The following is a 21,664-nucleotide window of genomic DNA, read 5'->3' as shown; positions in this document are numbered from 1 at the left end:
GATTGTGCCTACAATGTCACGATGATCGCCCCCGTCTCTCCCCCCGCCGCCCGGCGCGAACAGGTCGCCGCGGCCCTGCGCGCGCGCCTGTCCGCGCATTCGGCCGAGTCTTGCGTCCTGTCCGACCCCGAAGACACCCGCCCCTACGAATGCGACGGCCTGGCCGCCTACCGCCAGCTGCCGATGATCGTGACGCTCCCGACCAGCGAAGCGCAGGTGCTGGCGATCCTGGACACCTGCCGTGAACTCCAGGTGCCGATCGTGCCGCGCGGCGCCGGCACCGGCCTGTCCGGCGGCGCACTGCCGATCGCCGACGGCGTGGTGATCTCGACCGCGCGCCTGAACCGCATCGTGCGGGTGGACGCGTACTCGCGCACCGCCGTGGTGCAGCCCGGCGTGCGCAACCTCGCCATCTCGGAAGCGGCCAGCCAGTACGGGCTGTACTACGCACCGGACCCGTCGTCGCAGATCGCCTGCACCATCGGCGGCAACGTGGCCGAGAACTCGGGCGGGGTGCACTGCCTCAAGTACGGCCTGACGGTGCACAACGTGCTGCGCGTGCGCGTGGCCACCATCGAGGGCGAGATCATCGAACTGGGCAGCGAGGCCCTGGACGCCCCGGGCCTCGACCTGCTGGCCGTGTTCATCGGCTCGGAAGGCATGCTCGGCATCGTCACCGAAGTGACGGTCAAGCTGGTGCCCAAGCCCGCGGTGGCCCAGGTGGTCATGGCCTCGTTCGGCGACGTCATCACCGCCGGCAATGCGGTGGCCAGCATCATCGCCGCCGGCATCATCCCGGCCGGCCTCGAGATGATGGACCGCACCTCGGTGCGCATGGTCGAGCCCTTCGTGCGCGCCGGCTACGATACCGACGCCGCCGCCATCCTGCTGTGCGAGGCCGACGGCACCGCGCTCGAAGTGGCGGAGGAAATCGAACGCATGAAGGCCGTGTTCGAAGGCGCCGGCGCCACCGCCATCGCCGTGTCGCAGAGCGAGGCCGAGCGCATGCGCTTCTGGTCGGGCCGCAAGAACGCCTTCCCGGCGGCGGGCCGCATCTCGCCCGACTACTACTGCATGGACGGCACCATCCCGCGCAAGCAGCTGGCGCGCGTCCTGAAAGGGATCGAAGAGATGGAGCAGACCTTCGGCCTGCGCTGCTCGAACGTGTTCCATGCGGGCGACGGCAACATGCATCCCCTGATCCTGTTCGACGCCAACCAGCCGGGCGAATTCGAGCGCGCCGAAGCCTTCGGCGCCGCCATCCTGGCGCTGTGCGTCGAGGTGGGCGGCACCATCACCGGCGAACACGGCGTGGGCATGGAGAAGATCAACTCGATGTGCGTGCAGTTCGGCCGCAAGGAGCTGGACGCCTTCTTCGCGGTCAAGCGTGCTTTTGATACCCCGATGCTGCTCAACCCGGACAAGGCGATCCCGACCCCGCACCGCTGCGCCGAGTTCGGCAAGATGCACGTGCACGGCGGCCAACTGCCGTTCCCCGACCTTCCGCGCTTTTGAGAACCATGCAGTCGATCGAACAATTCCAGCAACGGGTGCGCGCCGCCGCAGCCGACAAGACGCCCCTGCGCATCCGCGGCGGCGGAACCAAGGACTGGTACGGCCAGCGCCTCGAGGGCGAGATCCTCGATACGCGCGGCCATGCCGGCATTGTCGACTACGAGCCGACCGAACTGGTGATCACGGCGCGCTGCGGCACGCCGCTCGCCGAGATCGAGGCCGTACTGGCCGAACGTAACCAGATGCTGGCCTTCGAGCCGCCGCATTTCGGTGCGCAGGCGACGCTCGGCGGCGCCATTGCCGCCGGCCTGGCCGGGCCGCGCCGCGCCTATAGCGGCGGGGTGCGCGACTTCGTGCTGGGCGCCAGGCTGCTGGACGGGAAGGGCGACGTGCTGTCCTTCGGCGGCCAGGTGATGAAGAACGTGGCCGGCTACGACGTCTCGCGCATGCTTGCCGGTTCGCTCGGCACCCTGGGCCTGCTGCTGGAGGTCTCGGTCAAGGTATTGCCGCGCCCCTTCGCCGAAACCACCCTGTGCCTGGAGCTGCCCGAGATCGACGCCATCCGCAGGCTGAACGAGTGGGGCGGCCAGCCGCTGCCGATCGCGGGCAGCTGCTGGCACAAGGGCGTCCTGTCGCTGCGCTTGTCCGGCGCGCAGGCGGCGGTGGATGCCGCCGTCCGCCTGATCGGCGGCGAGCGCATGCCCAACCCGGAGAATTTCTGGGAAGCGCTGCGCGAACAGCGCCTGCCTTTCTTCGGCGGCGCGGACGCGATGTGGCGCCTGTCGCTGCCGTCCACCACCGAAGCCATCGTGCTCGGCGGCAGGATGGGCGAGACCCAGCTGATCGAGTGGGGCGGCGCCCAGCGCTGGCTGCGCACCGATCTCGACGCCGCCACGATCCGCCGCACGGTGGCGGCCAGCGGCGGCCACGCCACCCTGTTCCGCGGCGGCGATCGATCCGTCGGCGTGTTCCAGCCGCTGGCGCCCGCGGTCGCGCGCATCCACGAACGCCTGAAACAGGCCTTCGATCCGGCGCACATCTTCAATCCCGGACGGATGTACTGACATGCAAACCAATCTCGCCGATTTCATCAAGGACACCGCGGACGGCAAGGAAGCGGAGGCGATCCTGCGCGCCTGCGTGCACTGCGGCTTCTGCACCGCCACCTGTCCCACCTACCAGCTGCTGGGCGACGAGCTCGATGGCCCGCGCGGCCGCATCTACCTGATCAAGCAGGTGCTCGAAGGCGCCGAGCCCACCCGCAAGACCCAGCTCCACCTGGACCGCTGCCTCACCTGCCGCAATTGCGAGACCACCTGCCCGTCGGGCGTCAAGTACGGCCGCCTGGTGGACATCGGCCGCCGCGTGGTCGAGGAGCGCGTGCCGCGGCCCCTGAAAGACCGCGTCAAGCGCAGCACCCTGAAGGAATTCCTGCCGCGCACGGCGCTGTTCAAGCCAGCCTTCCGGGCCGGGCAGCTGGCGCGCCCGCTGCTGTCGAAGGCACTGCAGGACAAGCTGCAGCCGGCACGCAGCGCCGGCGCCTGGCCCGAATTTACGCAAACCCGCCCCCATGCGCGCAAGATGCTGGTGCTCGAAGGCTGCGTGCAGCCGGCGATGGCGCCCAACATCAACGCCGCCACCGCGCGCGTGCTGGATGCCTTCGGGGTGCAGCTGCTTGTCGCGCCGAAGGCCGGCTGCTGCGGCGCGGTGCGCTTCCACCTCAACGACCAGGCGGCCGGCCTGGACGACATGCGCCGCAACATCGACGCCTGGTGGCCCTACGTGGAAGGGGGCGAGATCGAAGCCATCGTCATGACCGCCTCCGGCTGCGGCGTCACGGTCAAGGAATACGGCCACCACCTGGCCCACGACGAGGCCTACGCGGCCAAGGCCGGGCGCATCGCTATGCTCACGCGCGACCTGTCCGAGATCCTGCCGGAGTTCGAGGAACAGCTGGCAGCCAAGCTCAAGGGAAAGATCACGAAGCGGGTCGCCTACCACCCGCCCTGCACCTTGCAGCATGGCCAGCAGATCCGCGGCAAGGTCGAGGGGGTGCTGCGCGCGGCCGGCGTCGACGTCCAGCTGTGCGCCGACAGCCACCTGTGCTGCGGCTCGGCGGGCACCTATTCGGTGCTGCACCCGGAGATCGCGCACGAGCTGCGCGACCGCAAGCTGGCCAACCTGGCGGCGACGCGGCCGGACGAAATCGTCTCGGCCAACATCGGCTGCATGACCCATCTGCAGTCGGGTACGCAGACGCCGGTCACGCACTGGATCGAATTGCTCGACCGCGCACTGGACCCGGGCGCGGCGTCATGAAGAATGGGCCTGCGCGCGGCAGGCCCATCCTTTACCGTCCGGTCAGAATGGCGCTGTCATCCTTCGCTATGGATGAGGTTTGAACTGCTGAGCTGTTTCATGGTCGAACACCGGTCTCCACCACCGGGAAACGAGCATGCGTGCGCCCCAGTTCAAGAAGTGGTTTGCCAGACTGCCGGCCCTGAACCTGCCGCAGCGCCTGCACACCCTGGCCGCCCTGCAACCGGCAGCCGGTTTGGCGCAGATGGCAGCGCTGATCGGCCAGCTCGGCGCAGCGCAGCGGCGCTGTCCCGCTTGCGCCTGCGAACGGTACCACCGGCACGGCCAAGCCAATGGCCTGCCACGCTACCGCTGCCGCGCATGCAGGCGCACCTATAACGACCTGAGCGGTACACCGCTGACACGCCTGCGGCGGAGAGACAAGTGGCTGGATTACCTGGGCACGGTCCTGGCTTCGACCTCGGTACGGTCAGCAGCCAGCCAGGTCGGCGTGCACCGCAACACGGCCTTTCGCTGGCGCCACCGCTTTCTCGAGCGCGCCAAGCATGACCGTCCGCAACTGCTCAATGGCATTGCCGAGGCCGACGAGATGTTCCTGCTGGAGTCGCAAAAAGGCGCGAAAAAGCTGGACCGCCCGGCGCGCAAGCGCGGCGGACGCGCCGGCCGGCGCGGGATCTCGCGCGAGCTCGACTGCATCCTGGTGGCGCGCGACCGTGGCGGGCAAACCATCGATGCCGTGGTCGGACGCGGCGCGCTCACGGCGGCGCACCTGGCGCGCCACCTGCTGCCCAGGCTCGATCGGCAAGTGCTCCTGGTCAGCGACGGGCATGCAGCGTACCGGGCCTTCGCCCGCCAGCACGGCATTGCGCACCAGGCGGTCGACCTTCGCGCCGGGGTACGGGTACGCCGGAGCACCGCCGGTGCGATCCACGTTCAAAATGTCAATGCCTACCACAGCCGCTTTCGCCAGTGGTTGAGCCGCTTTCGCGGCGTGGCCTCGCGCTACCTGCCCAATTACCTGGGCTGGCGCTGGGCGCTCGACGGCAACCGGATCACCTCTGCCGAACAATTGCTACGCATTGCAATCGGGGTCATCCATAGTCAACGATGACAGCGCCGTCAGAATTCTTCCCAACCGCCTGCGCTGGCGGCCACGCTGGGCTCCTTGCGTGCCGGCTTGGCAGGCGCCGCGACCTGCCGCACGACTGCCTGCGGTGCGGCGCTAGCCGGCGCCGGGCGCGGCCGGGGAGCCGCCGCTGCGGCCAGAGGCTGCAGGTCCGCGTCGCGGGCCGCGATGCGGAACACGCTCACCGCCTCGGCCAGCTGGTGGGCCTGTTCCTGCATCGCGGCCGCCGCCGCCGCCGCTTCTTCCACCAGCGCGGCGTTCTGCTGGGTCACCTGGTCCATCTGCGTGACCGCCTCGTTGATTTGCTCGATGCCGGCGGTCTGCTCGGCGCTGGCCGCGGTAATCTCGCCCATGATGTCGGTCACGCGGCGCACGCTCTCGACGATCTCGTGCATCGTCGAACCGGCTTCGCCCACCAGCTTGCTGCCCGCTTCCACGGCCTGGGTCGAGTCGCCGATGAGCGACTTGATTTCCTTGGCGGCGGCTGCCGAGCGCTGGGCCAGGTTACGCACCTCCGAGGCGACGACCGCGAAGCCGCGGCCCTGTTCGCCGGCGCGGGCCGCTTCCACGGCGGCGTTCAGTGCCAGGATATTGGTCTGGAAGGCGATCCCATCGATCACGCCAATGATGTCGACGATCTTGCCGGCCGACGCATTGATCTGGTCCATGGTCCCGACCACGTCGCCGATCACGTGGCCGCCGCGCTCGGCCACCCGGGAGGCGGCCACGGCCAGCGTATTCGCCTGGCGCGCATTGTCGGCGTTCTGCTTGACGGTCGAGGTCAACTCTTCCATGGAGGAAGCCGTCTCCTCCAGCGAGCTGGCCTGCTGCTCGGTGCGCGCCGACAGGTCGAGGTTGCCGGCGGCGACTTCGGCGGCTGCCGTGCCGATGGTGTCGGTGCCGCTGCGCACCGCGCTCACGGTATGCGCCAGGCTCTCGTTCATGCGCTTCAGGGCGTGCAGCAGCTGGCCGGTCTCGTCGCCGCGGTCGACCTCGATGCGGCTGGTCAGGTCGCCGGATGCCACCGTATTCGCCAGGGCCAGGGCGCGGCCCAGCGGTACCGTGATCGAGCGGGTGAGGTACCAGGCGATGGCCGCGGTCAGCGCCAGCACGACGCCGGTCAGCACGAGCACCATCGTGCGGGTCGAGGTTTCGGTGGCGCGGACCTCGGCGGCGGCCTGCTCCGCCAGTGCATGCTGGATGCTCATCTGTTCGCCGATGGCGGCTTTCAGCGTGAGCAGATAGGGCCGCAGTGTCTTGTTCAGGTAGTCGCGCGCGCCGGCCTCGTCGCCGCCGTTGACGCGCTGCAGGAATTCCGCCAACCCCTTGTCGTAAACGACATGGGCCGATTTCATGCGTTCGAGCACCGCCCGGGCCCGCGGCGCCGTCAGTTGGCGGCCGAGTTGATCGAGTTCCTGATGCAGCGTCTTGCGCGAGGCCGCGATGAGTTCATTCTGCTTGATGCGGTTGGCCGGATCGGCGTCAAGAAGGAGGTTGCGAATTGCAACGGCGATGTCGTTGACGCCGTCCAGGACGCCATTGGTGCTCTTGATGTTCGGAATACGGGCCTCGGCCAGTTCGGTGGCGCCGGCGCCGATGCGCGACAGCATGTGCAGGCCCATGACCTGGCTCAGGATAAGGAAGGCGAGGATGACGCCGAAGCCAAGCGTGAGGCGCGTGGCAATCTTGATGTCGGACAGTTTCATGTGTTTCCCGTCGATAGCGGTGTGGAATCAGCTGTCACAGCCGATGTCGAGCAGAAATAAAATTTCCGCATGGAAAATTATTTTACTATGATGTTAGTGATTTTGTGTATTTTCGTGAGAATTCCCCGGTGCATGTATGGCGTATCCGACAGACGGTCGGCAAGCCGAGGCACCGGTGCTCATCGTTACGGGGCGCTGGGCAGCCGGCTGCGCGCTTGACCGATGCCCTGCGGCGCTATACTGGCGCTTTCGTTCACCTGTGCCGTCCCATGCGATTTCGCCGACTTCCTCCCGCTGCCGTCCTGGCCTGCCTGGCCGCACCCACGGAGCGCGCGCGATGAGTTTCCTGTTCCAGCTCGTGCGCGAAGACGAGGGCATGCCGCCCGCCGTCGTGTTCGAGGATTCCACCACCCCCGGCCTGGTCCCGGTCTGGGAAGCGGTGGGCGTCTACGATGCGCTCTATAACAGCGACGGCAAGCGCGCGCGCGACGTCTCGCGCGCCATCGCCCATGGGCTGGACCGCGTCACCGAAGACCCGTCGCTGGCGCAGCTGATGCCGCCGGGCGTGTCGCAAACCGAGGCCATCCGCTTCCTCGACAACGTCAACCGCGGCTGTACCACGCACGGCGCGGCCTGGATTCAGACACGTTAAAAGTAATCGAGTTACGTCTTTTTGTCTTACCATGTGATGCTCAGCCTTGGGAATGGTAGTTTTCCTACGAAGGGCGCCACAACGACAAGGAGACTTCATGCGCATTCACCGCTTCGCCGCCGCCCTGGCCGCGTCCTGCCTGCTGGCCCTGCCGGCATGGGCCCAGGAGATCGTCGCCAGCGCCACTTCCCCCGGCAATGTGCTCAGCGTGGAAGTGCAGCTCGACGGCATGGGCAAGCTGGCCTACGGCGTCAAGCGCCGGGGCGCAGCCATCATCTCTCCCTCGCGCCTCGGCTTCCACCTAGCCAATGCGCCCAAGCTCGACGGCGGCTTCAGCCTGCGCCGGCAGGACGTGAGCGAGCATGACGGCACCTGGGAGCAGCCCTGGGGTGAACGCCGCTTCGTGCGCAACCATTACCGCGAGCTGCGCGTCGACCTCGAACAGAAGAAGCACGCCGGGCGCCGGCTCGCGCTGGTGTTCCGCATCTACGACGACGGCGTCGGCTTCCGTTACGAATTCCCGGACCAGCCGCAGCTGAAGGTCGCCGAGATCATCGACGAGCTGACCGAATTCACCGTGGCCCGCCCGGCCACCGCGTGGTGGATCCCGGCCGGCGAAAGCTCGGGGCTGGAAGAGGACATCCGCAAGGCGCCGCTCAGGGAGATCGGCGTCGCCAACACGCCGCTCACCCTGCGCCTCGACGACGGTACCCATATTGCCTTCCACGAGGCGGCGCTGGTCGACTACGCCAGCATGTGGCTGCGCAAGGTCGACGGCCAGAAGCTGCGCGCCATGCTGGCGCCGTCGCCCAGCGGCCCGGCGGTGGTTCGCCAAGGCGCCTTCGGCACGCCGTGGCGCACCATGCAGATCGCCAGCGACGCGGCCGGGCTGTACATGTCCGACCTGGTGCTCAACCTGAACGAACCGAACAAGCTCGGCGACGTGAGCTGGGTGAAGCCATCGAAGTTCGTCGGCGTCTGGTGGCAGATGCACCTGAACAGCGGTACCTGGAACGCGGGCCCGAAGCATGCGGCCACCACCGCCAACACGAAAAAGTACATCGACTTCGCCGCCCTGAACGGTTTCCGCGGGGTGCTGGTCGAAGGCTGGAACAGGGGCTGGGAGAGCGACTGGGGCCACGGCGGCGCCGACTTCAGCTTCACCCAGCCGTATCCGGACTTCGACCTGCCGGGCCTTGCCGCCTACGCCAGGTCGAAGGGTGTGCGCCTGATCGGCCACCACGAGACCGGCGCCAACATCGTCGCCTACGAGCGGCAGATGGATGCGGCCTACAGGCTGTATGCGAAGCTGGGCGTGGACAGCATCAAGTCGGGCTACGTGCACGAAGCGGGCAGTGCGCTGCTGCCCGGGCGCGACGGCAAGCCGCGCTACGGCCACTACGATTCGCAGGAAGGCGTGAACCACTTCGTGAAGGCGGTGACCGAGGCCGCGAAGTACCGGCTCTCGATCGACACCCACGAGCCGGTAAAGGACACCGGCCTGCGCCGCACCTATCCGAACTGGCTGACGCGCGAAGGCGCGCGCGGCGTCGAGTACAACGCCTGGGGCAATCCGCCCAATGGCGCAGACCACGAAGCCAAGCTGGTGTTCACGCGCATGCTGAGCGGCCCGATGGACTACACCCCGGGCGTCCTGAGCCTGGTGGGCGCGGACGGCAAGGCGTTCAATTCGACCCAGGCCAAGCAGCTGGCCAACTTCGTCGTGATCTATTCGCCGATCCAGATGGCGGCCGACCTGCCGGAGAACTACGCAAAGTACCCGGCCGCCTTCAAGTTCATCCGCGACGTGCCGACCGACTGGCAGGAAACCCGCGTGCTGAACGGCGAAGTGGGGCAGTACGCCACCATCGCCCGCAAGGACCGCGGCAGCGAGGACTGGTACGTGGGCGCGGTCACCGACGGCGAAGCGCGCACGCTGCCGCTGCCGCTCGATTTCCTCGACCGGGGCAAGCGCTACAGCGCCGAGATCTACCGCGACGGAGACGCGGCCGACTACCGCAGCGAGCGGCGTTTCGACCTCGTCACCGAAACGCAAACCGTCACGGCGGCCGACACCCTGCAGCTGCGCCTGGCGCCGGGCGGCGGGCAGGCGATCCGGCTGGCGCCGCAGCCGTAAGGCTTATTGCGCCAGCAGCTTCTCGATGTCGCCGGCGATCTCGTTCGGCGCCGTCTGCGGCGCGTAGCGCTTGAGCACCTCGCCGTCGCGCCCGACCAGGAACTTGGTGAAGTTCCACTTGATGCCCTCGGTGCCGAGCACGCCGGGCCTCTCGCCCTTCAGGTGCCTGAACAGCGGATGCGCGCCGTCGCCGTTGACGTCGACCTTGGCGAACATCGGGAAGCTCACGCCATAGTTCTTCTCGCAGAAGGCGCCGATCTCGGCTTCGGTGCCCGGTTCCTGCTTGCCGAACTGGTTGCAGGGGAAACCCATCACCACCAGCCCGCGTTCGCCGTACTGGCGCTGCAGCTCTTCCAGTCCCTTGTACTGCGGCGTGAAGCCGCAGGCGCTGGCAGTGTTCACGATCAGGAGCACCTTGCCGCGGTAGCGCGCCAGGTCGACCGGCTGGCCGTCGAGCGCGGTCGCGCTGAAATCGAATACGTTCATGTTCTTGTCCTCGTTTGGCAAACCAAAAGTGTATGTCATGCGCGCGCAACACGTATGCATGCGCCAATCGCTCAAGCGGATGCTTGTTATCTTTTGTTACAAACATAAAGAAGTTAGCATGCGACAATCGCGCTCGCCCAATATTGTCGAGCCCGCCTTCATGCCTACCCATCACCTCGCATTGTATTCCCGCCACCCACGCCTTTCCCTGATCGCGCACCTCGTCGCCGGCAGCCTGCTCGTTCCGTTCGCGGCGCACGCGCAGCAAGCCCCGGCCACGCCGGCACAGCCGAAGCAGGACACCGCGAAGCCCGCAGCGGCGACGCCGGCGCCCACAGTGCAGGGACAGGCGGCCCAGACGCCGGCCGTCGAGTCCACCGTGACCGTCACCGCGACCCGCACCCAGAACCGCATCGACCGCCAGTCCTACGACGTCAAGGCCGACCCGGCCACCTCGAACGACACGGTGGCCGACACCCTGAACAAGGTGCCGTCTGTCGCGGTCGACGGCGAGGGTAACATCACCCTGCGCGGGCGCAACGTGCAGATCCTGGTGGACGGCAAGCCGTCGGCGATGATGCAGGGCGAGAACCGCGCCGCCGCGATCAATGCGTTGCCGGCCGCCGACCTGGATTCGGTCGAGGTCATCAACAACCCGGGCGCACAGTTCGGCAACGAAGGCGGCGGCGGCCCGGTCATCAACCTGGTGATGCGGCGCGAACGCAGCCCGGGCGGCTTCGCCGTCCTGAACGCCAATCTCGGCACCGAAGGGCGCTTCAACACCTCCGGTTTCGGCAGCTTCACGAGCGGGCGCTATTCCGTGCAGGGCGCGCTGTTCCACCGCCAGGACAAGCGCGAGAACAGCGGAGAGAACCGGCGCGAGCGCATCGATCCGGTCACCGGCGCGATCGCGCCCAGCAGCCAGCAGACCGAGGGCGTCAACCGCACCGAAGCGACCGGCTTCAACGGCGGCGGCACCTACAACCTCGGCGACCGGGACGTGATCGGCGCCACCCTGAACTATTCGGAGATCGACAACGAGGGCGAGTCTTCGCAGCGCTACCGCAGCAGCACCGCGGCCGGCAGCGTCGACAACGAATACCTGCGCCGCGGCCTGAGCGAATCGAAGAACCGCAACTACGGCCTGGGCGCGCGCCTCGACCACAAGGGCGACGCGCCGGGCGAGACCTTCAAGATGGACCTGCGCCTGTCCGCCGCCGACGGCGACAGCGGCTCGCGCTCCTCGAATGCCTACACGGTGCGTCCGCCCAGCGCCGGCACGACCGACAGCCGCCAGGCCTACCTGACCGACACCCGCATCGCCGACTTCACCGGCGACTACGAGCTGCCGGGCGAGTCCGGCGTGATGCGGCTCGGCTACAAGCTGGCGCGCAACAGCAGCAGCTTCGACAACGCCTACTTCGACATCAACGGCGCAAGCGGCGCCGAGAGCATCAACCGCAACCGCACCAACCGCTTCGAGCTGGACGACACCACCTATGCGCTGTACGGCAGCTACCAGTGGCGCGTCAACGAGAAGTGGGGCGTGCAGGGCGGCCTGCGCGCCGAGTACGCCGACCTCGACATGAACCAGGTCACCACCGGCCAGCGCGCCCGCAACCACTACTTCGACGCGATCCCGAGCGCCTTCGTGACCTACGGCCTGTCGGACGACACCACGCTGCGCTTCAGCTACGCGCACCGCATCCGCCGTCCGGGCCAGGGCGAGCTGAACCCCTTCGTGGTCTACCGGGACGAACTGAACGTCTCGTCGGGCAACCCGAACCTGCAGCCGACCAAGACCGATTCGCTGGAGCTGGGCCTCGAGACCAAGCTGGGCAAGGTCGACACCAACGTGCGCCTGTATGCGCGCCAGGATTCCGACCTGATTTCCGAGCGCCGCTTCCTGCTCGCCAACGACGTGCTCCTGACCACCCGCGAAAACGCCGGCAGCGCCCGTTCCGGCGGCATCGAGTTCAACTTCAGCGGCCGCGCCACCCAGAAGCTGATGATCAACGTGAACGGCAACGTCGGATATTCGGAGCAGGACGTGCTGGGCAGCGTGAATGCCGACAAGCGCAGCGCCACCTCGATCAGCGGCCGTGCGCGTATCGCCTACCAGATGGACCAGGTCAACAGCTTCTCGCTGAACCTGAATGCGCAGGGCAAGACCCTGTTCGGCGAAGGCTACCGCCAGCCGGTGCGCACGGCCGACTTCAACTACCGCCGCATGCTCACGCCAGCCCTGAGCCTGGTCGTGAACGTCAACGACCTGTTCGATTCGCAGAAGACCGAGACCTTCACCGAAACCGACCGCCTGCGCGAATACAGCATCCGCCGCGGTAGCGGCCGCATGGCCTACGTCGGCCTGTCCTACCGCTTCGGCAGCTTCGGCGGCGCCGGCGGCCAGCGCCGTCCGATGTTCATGGGCCCGGGCGGCCATGGCGGCCCTGGCGGTCCGGGCGCGGGCGCCGGCCCGGTGTTCGTCGGCCCCGGCCGCTAGAGCGCCGCTTCAAACAGGGGTGCGGTGGCGGGCCCGGGCGTGTATGCTGTCCGGCCCAGCCACCGCAGCCTTGCCCATGTCCCGCAACACCGTCACCTTCAGCGGCGAAACCCTCGACCGCGACCGCATCGAATCCGTACTTGCTTCCAGCAGCCTGCTGGTGTTCGAGGCCTGCGACCTGTCCAGCCTCGACCTGTCGCGCCTGGACCTGCAGGATAGCGTGTTCCGCGCCTGCACCCTGGCGGAGACCTCGTTCTACGCGGCCAGGCTGGCGCGCACCCGCTGGCAGCGCTGCCGCGCCGGGCACGCCGACTTCGAATCGGCCGACCTGGTCGACGCGCTGTTCGAATCTTCCGACCTGAATAACAGCAGCTGGCGCCGCGCGCGCCTGGCCTCGGCCACTTTTCGCAGTTGCAAGCTGACCGGCGCGCAGTTCGAGGAGACCAGCCACCTGGCGCTGAGCTTCGAAGACACGCTGCTGGTCGGCGCGGATGTGCGCCGCATGTCCTTCCGCAAGGCGCTATTGAAAGGGCTGGATTTCGCCGATGCCGACCTGTCGGGCTGCGATTTCCGCGAGGCGGTATTCGAAGGCGGCAGCCTGCGCGACGCACACATCAGGGATACCCGTTTCGAGGGCGCGGACCTGCGCGAGGCCGATATCGCCGGCCTGAAGCTGGCGCATGCGAACCAGTTCGCGGGCGCGACCATCTCGGTGCGCCAGGCGGCCGAGATGGTGCGGGAGATGGGGCTGAACGTGGCCTGAAGGCCTGGCTCAGTTCTGCTGGAAGCTCGGCTGGAAGGGCACCGCCGGCGGCGTGCACTGCTCGACCGGTTGCGGCTTGCTGGCGTCGTTCTTGCGGATGTAGCACTCGTCGAAGACGGAGCAGTAGCAGGCCGAGAAATCCATGTCGTCCATGGACCGGTGCAGGGCGTCGAACAGGGGATTCGGCGTGGCCGGTTCACTCCACGACATCATGACCAGCGAGCCTCCCGGGCGCACCAGCGAATTCTGCACATTGCCGCGCGCGTGGAAGCCGTTGCCCTTGCCCTCGGCGGTCGAACAGCAGGCGCCGATCAGCTCCTTCAGGTTGTGCACCGGTTTTCCCTTGTAGGTGAATTCCACCCATTCGATACGGGCCGGGCCGATCCCGCCGTTGAGGAACTCGTACTCGATCTTGCGCCTTAGCTCGGACTGGGCGCCGTCCTTCGGGATGATATGGGTGGAGCGGCCCAGGTCGAGATAGGGATAGCTGTTCGCGGCAACCAGCTTTTCCATCGAGTGCGCCGAGTGCAGGCCGAGCCAGAGCGACACCAGCGACACGATGCCGGCGGCCACCCCGAGCGAGATGTCGAGCCAGCGCAGGCCGGTGCCGTGAGGGTGGTGATGGTGATGACTTTCGTGTTCCAAGCGTTGCTTCCGGCTCTTGCCAAAACTTAAATTCTAGCAATTCAGGCCAGGCAGCAACACTGGCAGAGAAAAAGAATGCGGCAGGCATAGCGGCCGCAGCCGCATTCCTCAGAAGGTTGCCCAGTCCTCTTCACGCACGGCCGCGGCGCGGGGAGCCGGACGTGCGGGGGGGCGGGCCGAGGTCGTGGCGGGGGCCGCCAGGCGCGAGGCCGGGCCGCTGCGCACGGCAGGCGCAGCGGCCGCTGGCGACTGGGCCTGCGCGTCCAGCTTGAACACCGACACCAGCTCGGCCAGCTTGCCCGCCTGGCCCTGCAGCGATTCGGCTGCCGCAGCCGCTTCCTCGACCAGCGAGGCGTTCTGCTGGGTCACCTGGTCCATCTGGCTGATGGCCATGTTGATCTGCTCGATGCCCGAGGTCTGCTCCTGGCTGGCCGAGCTGATTGCTCCCATGATGTCCGTGACGCGGCGTACGCTGTCGACGATCTCGTCCATCGTGGCGCCGGCCTGGTCGACCAAGCGGGCGCCGGCATCGACCTTGCCGACCGAATCGTCGATCAGCAGCTTGATCTCCTTGGCCGCGGCAGCGGAACGCTGGGCCAGGGTGCGCACTTCCGAGGCCACCACCGCGAAACCGCGGCCCTGTTCCCCGGCACGCGCCGCTTCCACGGCGGCATTCAGCGCCAGGATATTGGTCTGGAATGCGATGCCGTCGATGACGCCGATGATGTCGACGATCTTCCTCGACGAATCGTTGATCGAGGCCATGGTATCGACCACTTGCGCTACCACGGCGCCGCCGCGTCCGGCCACTTCCGAGGCCGACGTCGCCAGGCCGTTGGCCTGGCGCGCATTGTCGGCGTTCTGCTGGACGGTCGAGGTCAGTTCTTCCATCGAGGAGGCGGTTTCTTCCAGCGAGCTGGCCTGTTCCTCGGTGCGCGCGGACAGGTCGAGGTTGCCGCTGGCGATCTGGCGCGAGGCCGAGGCGATGGCGTCGGTGCCGCTGCGGACTTCGCCGACGATCTGCGCCAGGCTGTCGCGCATGGTTTTCATGGCGAACAGCAGGCTCGAGCGGTCGCCGCGGCGCAGCACGACATCCACGCTGAGGTCGCCCGCGGCGATGCGGACGGCGATGTCGCTGGCATAGGCCGGCTCGCCGCCCAGCTGGCGCGTCAGGCTGCGGGTGATCAGCACGCCGATGCCGATGCCGGCTGCGGCGCTGCCCAGCACCAGCATCAGCATCATCGCGCGGCTCGATTCGTACAGACTGGCGGCGTCCTTGGCCGCCTCTTCGGCGTTGCGTTCCTTGATGCGGGTGAGCTTGTCCATGTGGCCGTCGACTTGATTGGCCTTGGGCGCGACGGTGAGCAGCAGGTAATCGACGGCGGTGCGCTGCTGCTGCAGGCCGTCGGCCAGGGCGCGGCGGGTGGTTTCTTCCACGAGCGCCTCATACGCACGCATGTCGCGGTCCAGTTCCGCGAAGCTGCGCTTGCCCTGTTCCGAGAAGAACAGCTGGCGCGCCTTGTCGAGATTGGCGTGCAGTTCGGTGCGCGCCGCCGCGATGCTGGCAACGGCGGCGTCGCGGTCCTTTTCGTCGGAGGCCAGCAGCACGTTGCGCAGGGCGCGGCCGATGTAGACCAGCTTGATGTTGGCTTCCTTGACGTAGGAGACGCCGAGCAGCTCGCGCTGGTAGAGCCTGTCGGCGCGGTCGTTCATGCGCGACATGTTGAAGATGCCGAGGCCGGCGACGGCCGCGCCCAGCAAAATAAGGAGGAGGAAGCCGGCGATCAGGCGGGTGCCGACTTTCATGTGCTTGAACCTGGAGATTCCGTATGGTTGAGGGTTATGCCGCGAGGCGGGTGACAGGACCGGGTCCACGGATTTACTGCACTTTCGAGATTTCGACGCCGTAGTGTTCTTGGCCGGGCCGGAAGGCAAGGGCTTCGATCAGCTTGTTTTCTTTATGTATGCATGGTTTCGCAATAAAAACGACACATGTTGTGAGAAATGACATTTAAATTTTTTCTTGGAATTATTATGCGAGCGGATTATCGTTTGAATTCATCATTTTTTCTGTAGGACAACTCCAATTTTTGATGATTTCGTCGTTCGCCAGGCAGGGCAGTCGCACGGATGCAACATAGAAAGGAAAAGGGGACGACAGCAGTCGTCCCCTTTCGGTCAGGCATGGGCGGGTGGGGCTCAGACGATCCCGAGGTGGTCCATCCCGGTCGAGAAGTCGCGGTTCTTCGCGTGCTTGCTGTTGAGCTTGATGTTCAGGCGCAGGTCGTTCACCGAATCGGCGTTGCGCAAGGCGTCTTCATACGAGATCTTGTCCGCCTCGTACAGGTCGAACAGGGCCTGGTCGAAGGTCTGCATGCCCAGCTCGCGCGACTTCTTCATGATCTCCTTGATCTCGTGGACGTCGCCCTTGAAGATCAGGTCCGAGATCAAGGGGGAGTTCAGCAGGATCTCCATCGCCACCACGCGGCCCTTGGCTTCCTTCTTCGGGATCAGGCGCTGCGAGACCAGGCCCTTCATGTTGAGCGACAGGTCCATCAACAGCTGCTGGCGGCGCTCTTCGGGGAAGAAGTTGATGATGCGGTCGAGCGCCTGGTTGGCGCTATTGGCGTGCAGGGTGGCCAGGCACAGGTGGCCGGTCTCGGCGAAGGCGATCGCGTGCTCCATGGTCTCGCGGTCGCGGATCTCGCCGATCTGGATCACGTCCGGCGCCTGGCGCAGCGAGTTTTTCAGCGCCGCCTCGAAGCTGTCGGTATCCACGCCCACTTCGCGCTGGGTGATCACGCAGTTCTTGTGCGGATGGACGAATTCCACCGGGTCTTCGATGGTGATGATGTGGCCGTAGCTGTTTTCGTTGCGGTAGCCGACCATCGCCGCCAGCGTGGTCGATTTACCCGAGCCGGTGGCGCCCACCATGATGACCAGGCCGCGCTTGGTCATGATCACGTCCTTCAGCACCTCCGGCAGCTCGAGGTCCTCGAAACGCGGGATCGTGGTCGTGATCACGCGCAGCACCATGCCCACGCAGCCCATCTGCATGAAGGCCGAGACGCGGAAGCGTCCCAGGTCGCCCGGGCTGATCGCGAAGTTCGATTCCCTGGTCAGCTCGAAACCGGCGGCCTGCTTGTCGTTCATGATGGCGCGCGCCAGGTCGGCCGTGTGGTTGCCGGTGAGCGGCTGGCTCGACACCGGCGTCATCTTGCCGTCGATCTTGATCGCCGGCGGGAAGCCGGCCGTGATGAACAGGTCCGACCCGCCCTTGCTGACCATCAGGCGCAGCAGGTCGAACATGAATTTGGATGCCTGGTCGCGTTCCATCGCTGCTCCTTAGCCGGGGAAATTCTCGGGGATCTTGGCGGCGGCGCGGGCGGCGGCGCTGGAGATCACGTTGCGGCGCACCAGGTCCGTGAGGTTCTGGTCGAGCGTCTGCATGCCGACGCTGCTGCCGGTCTGGATGCTCGAATACATCTGGGCGATCTTCGCTTCGCGGATCAGGTTGCGGATCGCCGGGGTGCCGATCATGATCTCGTGCGCCGCCACGCGGCCCGAGCCGTCCTTGGTCTTGAGCAGGGTCTGCGAGATGACCGCCTGCAGCGACTCCGACAGCATCGCGCGCACCATCTCCTTTTCTTCGGCCGGGAACACGTCGACGATACGGTCGATGGTCTTGGCGGCCGAGGAGGTGTGCAGGGTGCCGAACACCAGGTGGCCGGTCTCCGCCGCCGACAGCGCCAGGCGAATCGTCTCCAGGTCGCGCAGTTCGCCGACCAGGATGCAGTCCGGGTCTTCGCGCAGGGCCGAGCGCAGCGCGTTGTTGAAGGACAGGGTGTGCGGACCGACTTCGCGCTGGTTGATCAGGCACTTCTTGGAATCGTGCACGAACTCGATCGGGTCCTCGATGGTGAGGATGTGGCCGTACTCGTTTTCGTTGAGGTGGTTGACCATCGCCGCCAGCGTGGTCGACTTGCCCGAGCCGGTGGGGCCGGTCACCAGCACCAGGCCGCGCGGACGCAGCGCCAGCTCGGCGAAGATCTTCGGCGCGTTCAGTTCTTCCAGCGACAGGATCTTGGACGGAATGGTACGCAGCACCGCCGAGGCGCCGCGTTCCTGGTTGAAGGCATTCACGCGGAAGCGCGCCAGGCCGGGAATCGCGAACGAGAAGTCGCACTCCAGCACCTCCTCGTACTGCTTGCGCTGGCCGTCGTTCATGATGTCATAGATCATGCCGTGCACGTCCTTGTGCTCCAGCGGCGGCAGGTTGATGCGGCGCACGTCGCCATGCACGCGGATCATCGGCGGCAGGCCGGCCGAGAGGTGCAGGTCCGAGGCCTTGTTCTTGACCGAGAAGGCGAGCAGTTCTGAAATGTCCATTTATAATCCTGTGGTGGGGGCCTCGCACACCTGCTGCGCGTCGAATTTTCGTCCTGCGATGCTCACCGTACCGGATGTACGGCTGCGCTTCTCAGACGAAACTTCTTCCGCTCGCGACGGTTTGCGAGGCCCCTTTGCGCCGCGTTAAGTCGAAAAATATTTCCTGTAGAAAATCATTATGTCCACAATCGCTGGGAACTTGCAAGCTGTCGAAGCGACAATCCAGGCTGCCTGTAGCTCTGCCGGAAGGGACCGGAAAGAAGTGCAATTGCTGGCCGTTTCCAAGACCTTTCCTGCGGAAGCGGTGGTCGAAGCGATGGCTGCCGGGCAGCGCGCCTTCGGCGAGAACTACCTGCAGGAAGCCGTCGACAAGATGGCGGAAGTGGCGCGCCTGCAACCAGGTGTCCCGCTAAGCTGGCATTTCATCGGCCCGATCCAGAGCAACAAGACGCGCCCGATCGCCGCCAGTTTCGACTGGGTCCACACGGTCGAGCGCCTGAAGATCGCGCAGCGCCTGTCGGAGCAGCGTCCGCCCGAGCGCGGTCCGCTCGACATCTGCCTGCAGGTCAACATCAGCGGCGAAGCCAGCAAGAGCGGGGCTGCCGAGGCCGAACTGCCGGAACTGGCGCGCCAGGTGGCCGCCTTGCCGAACCTGCGCCTGCGCGGGCTGATGGCGATTCCCGAGGCGAGCAACGACCCGGCGCAGCAGCGCGTCGCCTTTGCCCGCCTGCGCCGCCTGTTCGAGGACCTGAAGGCCGGCGGCCTGGCGCTCGACACCCTGTCGATGGGCATGTCGGGCGACCTCGCCGCGGCGGTCGCGGAAGGCGCCACCATCGTCCGCATCGGCAGCGCCATCTTCGGCGCCCGCCATTACGAGCAATAAAGGAAGAATATGAAGATCGCATTCATCGGCGGCGGCAACATGGCCACGGCCCTGATCGCCGGCCTGGCCGGCCAAGCCGGGCGACAGGCCGGCGGCGCCCATTTGCACGTGGTGGACCCGAACACCGAGGCCCTGGAGCGCCTGGCCGGCCAGTACGGCGTGAGCACGGCGGCGAACATCGACGTGCAGGTGGGGGCGGCCGACGTGGTCGTGCTGGCGGTGAAGCCGCAGCAGATGCGCGAGGTCGCCGCAAGCCTGGCGCCGCTGCTGGGCGCCCAGGCATTGGTGCTGTCGATCGCGGCCGGCATCCGTATCGACGCGTTGAGCCGCTGGCTGGGCGGCTACACGCGCATCGTGCGCGCCATGCCGAACACGCCGGCCCTGATCGCGATGGGCATCACCGGCATGGTGGCGCACGGCGAGGTGGACGAGGCCGGGCGCCAGGCCGCCGACAAGGTAATGCGCGCGGTCGGCCAGACCGTCTGGCTGCAGGACGAGCGCCTGATCGACCCGGTCACGGCGGTGTCGGGCAGCGGCCCGGCCTACGTCTTCTACTTCCTGGAGGCGATGCAGCAGGCGGCGCTGGAGATGGGGCTGGATGCGGAGCAGGGCCGGCAACTGGCCCAGGCCACGTTTACCGGCGCGGCCCAGCTGGCGGCGCAATCGGGCGATCCGGTGGAAGTGCTGCGCCAGCGCGTGACCTCGAAAGGAGGCACCACGCATGCTGCGATCGCCAGCATGGAGGCGGCCGGCGTGAAGGAAGCGATCGTGGCGGCCATGAAGGCGGCCGCCGCGCGCGGCCGCGAGCTCGGGGACGAGCTGGGCAAGGACTGACGCTGCCGGGCAGGCGTCGTTACAATCGGCGAGATTATCGCGCAGCCGCTCTCCTATACTCGGAGGTTTCGACAGGAGAGCACATGAAACGATGGACTGCCCCGGCCTTCGCCCTGGGCCTGTACCTGCTGGCCCCGCAGGCCGCGCTTGCCCGCGATGCCCTTACCGGCCACGCCGCACACAAGAAAGAGATCGAGCAGCAGATCGGGCGCGTGGTCGAGACCTTCCGCAGCGCGATCATCGACAAGGACAAGGACGCCTTCCTCAAGCTGTTCCTGAAGGAGGACATCACCTGGTCCGGCGTCACGACGGACAAGAGCATCGACATGCTCTACGCCAACCGGCCGAAACCCGACATGCGCCGTCCGCCGAAGGTCTTCAACAGCAATCCGCGCGCATTCATCGAATCGATCGTCAGCGAAAAGGAGCGCAGCGAGGAAACCTTCGCGAACCTGCGGATCGACAGCGACGGCGAGGTCGCCCAGGTGTGGTTCGACTACAGCTTCCTGTTCGATGGCCGCAAGCAGAACTGGGGCAAGGAGAGCTGGCAGATGGTGCGGACCGAAGCCGGCTGGAAGATCGCGGCCGTGGTCTGGTCGCAGGAACTGAGCCCGCCCGAGCCCATCGCGCCTCCGAAGGCGGGCCCGGCCAGGTAGGAAAGAAGAAGGGCCGGCCGCGAGGCCGGCCCACGGCGCTGGGCGCCGGTGCATCAGTGGACTTCGAAGCCCTTCCAGCGCAGCACCGGCAGCAGCTTCTGGGCGAACTTGTAGGCCGAGACGGCCGCCGTGACGCCGCCGACCGCCCACTTGGGCTTGGTGAGGAACAGCCCGGCCGCCACGCCGGCCACGACCAGCGCGGTCTTCTTGTGCCGCGCCGCATAGGCCGGGATCAGGCCCAGCGTCTGCGGCGAAGAGAGCATCGCGAGTTCGTGCGCCACCAGTGCGCGCTGGTCGGCGCACCTGGCCACCAGCGCCTCGCGGCGCGCGGCCAGCGCCGCCGATTTAGACGCCGTCAAGATCGTCTCCCTTGAGTGCCGCCGCATCCTTGCGCAGTTCCGCCAGGGTGGCCGGCAGCAGCGGCGCACGCGTGGCCAGTCCGGCGCGCAGCTTCAGCGCGGCGAACACGGTGCCCAGGATGAACAGGACGGCCATGCCGCCGACCGCCGCCAGGCGGTGGGTATCCCAGAACAGCACCAGCACGAACAGGATGACCAGGGCCAGCGCGAACAGCCCCAGCACCGCCGCCGCCAGCCCCCAGGCCAGGTAGCCGAGCAGGAGCCGGCTGCTTTCCTGCAGCTCGATGGCGGCCAGCTCGAGGCGCGTGCGCGCCAGGTCGAGCACGTTGGCCGCGATCCTTCTCACTGCCGCCGTGATGCTCATGCTTAGCGGCGGGCGATCAGCATGCCGATCACGACGCCGACGGCGGCGCCCAGGCCCACCGACTTCCATGGGTTCTCGTGCACGTACTCATCGGTGACGCGGGCCGCTTCCTTGGTCTTCTCGACCACGGTATGCTGGTACTCGCCCAGGCTTTCCTTGGCCGCCGACAGGGTCTGTTCGAACTTGGCCTTGGCCGCCTTCAGCTCGTCGCCGGTCAGCTGGCCGCCGTTGCGCAGCCAGGATTCCGCGTCCTGGATGACGGTCTTCAGGTCGGACATCAGTTGGTCGCGGGTGCCGGTTTGGGTAGGGATCTTTTCCATCATGGTA

General features: G+C 66.9%; 20 protein-coding genes. 11 read left to right on the top strand and 9 right to left on the bottom strand.

The annotated features are described in order from the left end of the window. The first annotated feature begins 21 nt into the window (after positions 1–21). From AB3347_RS12695 to AB3347_RS12680, 4 genes are all read left to right on the top strand, one after another. Positions 22–1,515 (top strand): FAD-linked oxidase C-terminal domain-containing protein, encoded by a 1,494-nt coding sequence (locus AB3347_RS12695; protein ID WP_369092168.1) that lies wholly within the window; start codon positions 22–24, stop codon positions 1,513–1,515. A gap of 5 nt (positions 1,516–1,520) precedes the next feature. Next, positions 1,521–2,579, top strand: a complete 1,059-nt coding sequence (gene glcE / locus AB3347_RS12690) for a glycolate oxidase subunit GlcE (protein WP_369092167.1) — start codon at positions 1,521–1,523, stop codon at positions 2,577–2,579. A 1-nt stretch (position 2,580) separates the two neighbouring features. Then, positions 2,581–3,834, top strand: a complete 1,254-nt coding sequence (glcF, locus tag AB3347_RS12685; RefSeq protein ID WP_369092166.1) for a glycolate oxidase subunit GlcF — start codon at positions 2,581–2,583, stop codon at positions 3,832–3,834. Positions 3,835–4,078: 244 nt separating this feature from the next. Beyond that, positions 4,079–4,945: an IS1595 family transposase gene (locus AB3347_RS12680; RefSeq protein ID WP_369092302.1), complete on the top strand. Its 867-nt coding sequence runs from the start codon at positions 4,079–4,081 to the stop codon at positions 4,943–4,945. A gap of 8 nt (positions 4,946–4,953) precedes the next feature. Here the strand turns inward: AB3347_RS12680 and AB3347_RS12675 are convergent, their stop codons facing one another. Beyond that, positions 4,954–6,666 carry a methyl-accepting chemotaxis protein gene (locus AB3347_RS12675; RefSeq protein WP_369092165.1) on the bottom strand — a complete coding sequence of 571 codons (1,713 nt, stop codon included), beginning with the start codon at positions 6,664–6,666 and terminating at the stop codon, positions 4,954–4,956. 337 nt (positions 6,667–7,003) lie between these two features. Between AB3347_RS12675 and AB3347_RS12670 the strand changes: the two genes are divergently transcribed. Then, the gene (locus AB3347_RS12670; RefSeq protein ID WP_369092164.1) at positions 7,004–7,318 is read left to right on the top strand and encodes a hypothetical protein; all 315 of its coding nucleotides are present in this window, start codon (positions 7,004–7,006) and stop codon (positions 7,316–7,318) included. A gap of 97 nt (positions 7,319–7,415) precedes the next feature. Next, complete coding sequence (locus tag AB3347_RS12665) at positions 7,416–9,455, top strand: glycoside hydrolase family 97 protein (protein ID WP_369092163.1); 2,040 nt, start codon at positions 7,416–7,418, stop codon at positions 9,453–9,455. A gap of 3 nt (positions 9,456–9,458) precedes the next feature. On the opposite strand, the gene AB3347_RS12660 is transcribed toward AB3347_RS12665, so the two are convergent. Further along, positions 9,459–9,941 carry a glutathione peroxidase gene (locus AB3347_RS12660; RefSeq protein WP_369092162.1) on the bottom strand — a complete coding sequence of 161 codons (483 nt, stop codon included), beginning with the start codon at positions 9,939–9,941 and terminating at the stop codon, positions 9,459–9,461. A 160-nt stretch (positions 9,942–10,101) separates the two neighbouring features. Between AB3347_RS12660 and AB3347_RS12655 the strand changes: the two genes are divergently transcribed. Both AB3347_RS12655 and AB3347_RS12650 read left to right on the top strand, forming a co-directional pair. After that, entirely contained in the window at positions 10,102–12,444 is a 2,343-nt protein-coding gene (locus AB3347_RS12655) for a TonB-dependent receptor (RefSeq protein WP_369092161.1), read from the top strand. Positions 12,445–12,520: 76 nt separating this feature from the next. Next, on the top strand, positions 12,521–13,207 hold the full coding sequence (locus tag AB3347_RS12650) for a pentapeptide repeat-containing protein (RefSeq protein ID WP_369092160.1): 687 nt from the start codon (positions 12,521–12,523) through the stop codon (positions 13,205–13,207). Between the two features lie 9 nt (positions 13,208–13,216). Here the strand turns inward: AB3347_RS12650 and AB3347_RS12645 are convergent, their stop codons facing one another. From AB3347_RS12645 to AB3347_RS12630, 4 genes are all read right to left on the bottom strand, one after another. Then, positions 13,217–13,852, bottom strand: coding sequence for a hypothetical protein (locus tag AB3347_RS12645; protein ID WP_369092159.1), 636 nt, complete (start codon positions 13,850–13,852; stop codon positions 13,217–13,219). A gap of 108 nt (positions 13,853–13,960) precedes the next feature. Then, entirely contained in the window at positions 13,961–15,658 is a 1,698-nt protein-coding gene (locus AB3347_RS12640; protein ID WP_369092158.1) for a methyl-accepting chemotaxis protein, read from the bottom strand. Positions 15,659–16,051: 393 nt separating this feature from the next. Beyond that, a complete protein-coding gene (locus AB3347_RS12635) occupies positions 16,052–17,188 on the bottom strand; it encodes a PilT/PilU family type 4a pilus ATPase (RefSeq protein ID WP_369092157.1) in 1,137 nt (378 codons plus the stop codon). Between the two features lie 9 nt (positions 17,189–17,197). Further along, on the bottom strand, positions 17,198–18,241 hold the full coding sequence (locus AB3347_RS12630) for a type IV pilus twitching motility protein PilT (protein WP_369092156.1): 1,044 nt from the start codon (positions 18,239–18,241) through the stop codon (positions 17,198–17,200). Between the two features lie 178 nt (positions 18,242–18,419). Between AB3347_RS12630 and AB3347_RS12625 the strand changes: the two genes are divergently transcribed. From AB3347_RS12625 to AB3347_RS12615, 3 genes are all read left to right on the top strand, one after another. Beyond that, complete coding sequence (locus AB3347_RS12625; RefSeq protein WP_369092155.1) at positions 18,420–19,124, top strand: YggS family pyridoxal phosphate-dependent enzyme; 705 nt, start codon at positions 18,420–18,422, stop codon at positions 19,122–19,124. Positions 19,125–19,133: 9 nt separating this feature from the next. Beyond that, positions 19,134–19,958 carry a pyrroline-5-carboxylate reductase gene (gene proC, locus AB3347_RS12620; protein ID WP_369092154.1) on the top strand — a complete coding sequence of 275 codons (825 nt, stop codon included), beginning with the start codon at positions 19,134–19,136 and terminating at the stop codon, positions 19,956–19,958. An 83-nt stretch (positions 19,959–20,041) separates the two neighbouring features. Beyond that, on the top strand, positions 20,042–20,614 hold the full coding sequence (locus AB3347_RS12615; protein WP_369092153.1) for a hypothetical protein: 573 nt from the start codon (positions 20,042–20,044) through the stop codon (positions 20,612–20,614). Positions 20,615–20,667: 53 nt separating this feature from the next. Here the strand turns inward: AB3347_RS12615 and AB3347_RS12610 are convergent, their stop codons facing one another. From AB3347_RS12610 to AB3347_RS12600, 3 genes are read right to left on the bottom strand one after another with little or no spacing between them, the layout of a single operon-like run. Continuing rightward, positions 20,668–20,973: a hypothetical protein gene (locus AB3347_RS12610; RefSeq protein WP_369092152.1), complete on the bottom strand. Its 306-nt coding sequence runs from the start codon at positions 20,971–20,973 to the stop codon at positions 20,668–20,670. After that, a complete protein-coding gene (locus AB3347_RS12605) occupies positions 20,960–21,337 on the bottom strand; it encodes a phage holin family protein (protein ID WP_369092151.1) in 378 nt (125 codons plus the stop codon). Before AB3347_RS12605 ends, AB3347_RS12610 begins: the two co-directional genes overlap by 14 nt. Positions 21,338–21,339: 2 nt before the next feature. Continuing rightward, the gene (locus AB3347_RS12600) at positions 21,340–21,660 is read right to left on the bottom strand and encodes a YqjD family protein (protein WP_369092150.1); all 321 of its coding nucleotides are present in this window, start codon (positions 21,658–21,660) and stop codon (positions 21,340–21,342) included. Positions 21,661–21,664: the final 4 nt, after the last annotated feature.

This window comes from Massilia sp. X63 (assembly GCF_041023745.1).
Classification (GTDB): Bacteria; Pseudomonadota; Gammaproteobacteria; order Burkholderiales; family Burkholderiaceae_D; genus Telluria.
This window is presented reverse-complemented; position numbering and strand designations above follow the sequence as displayed.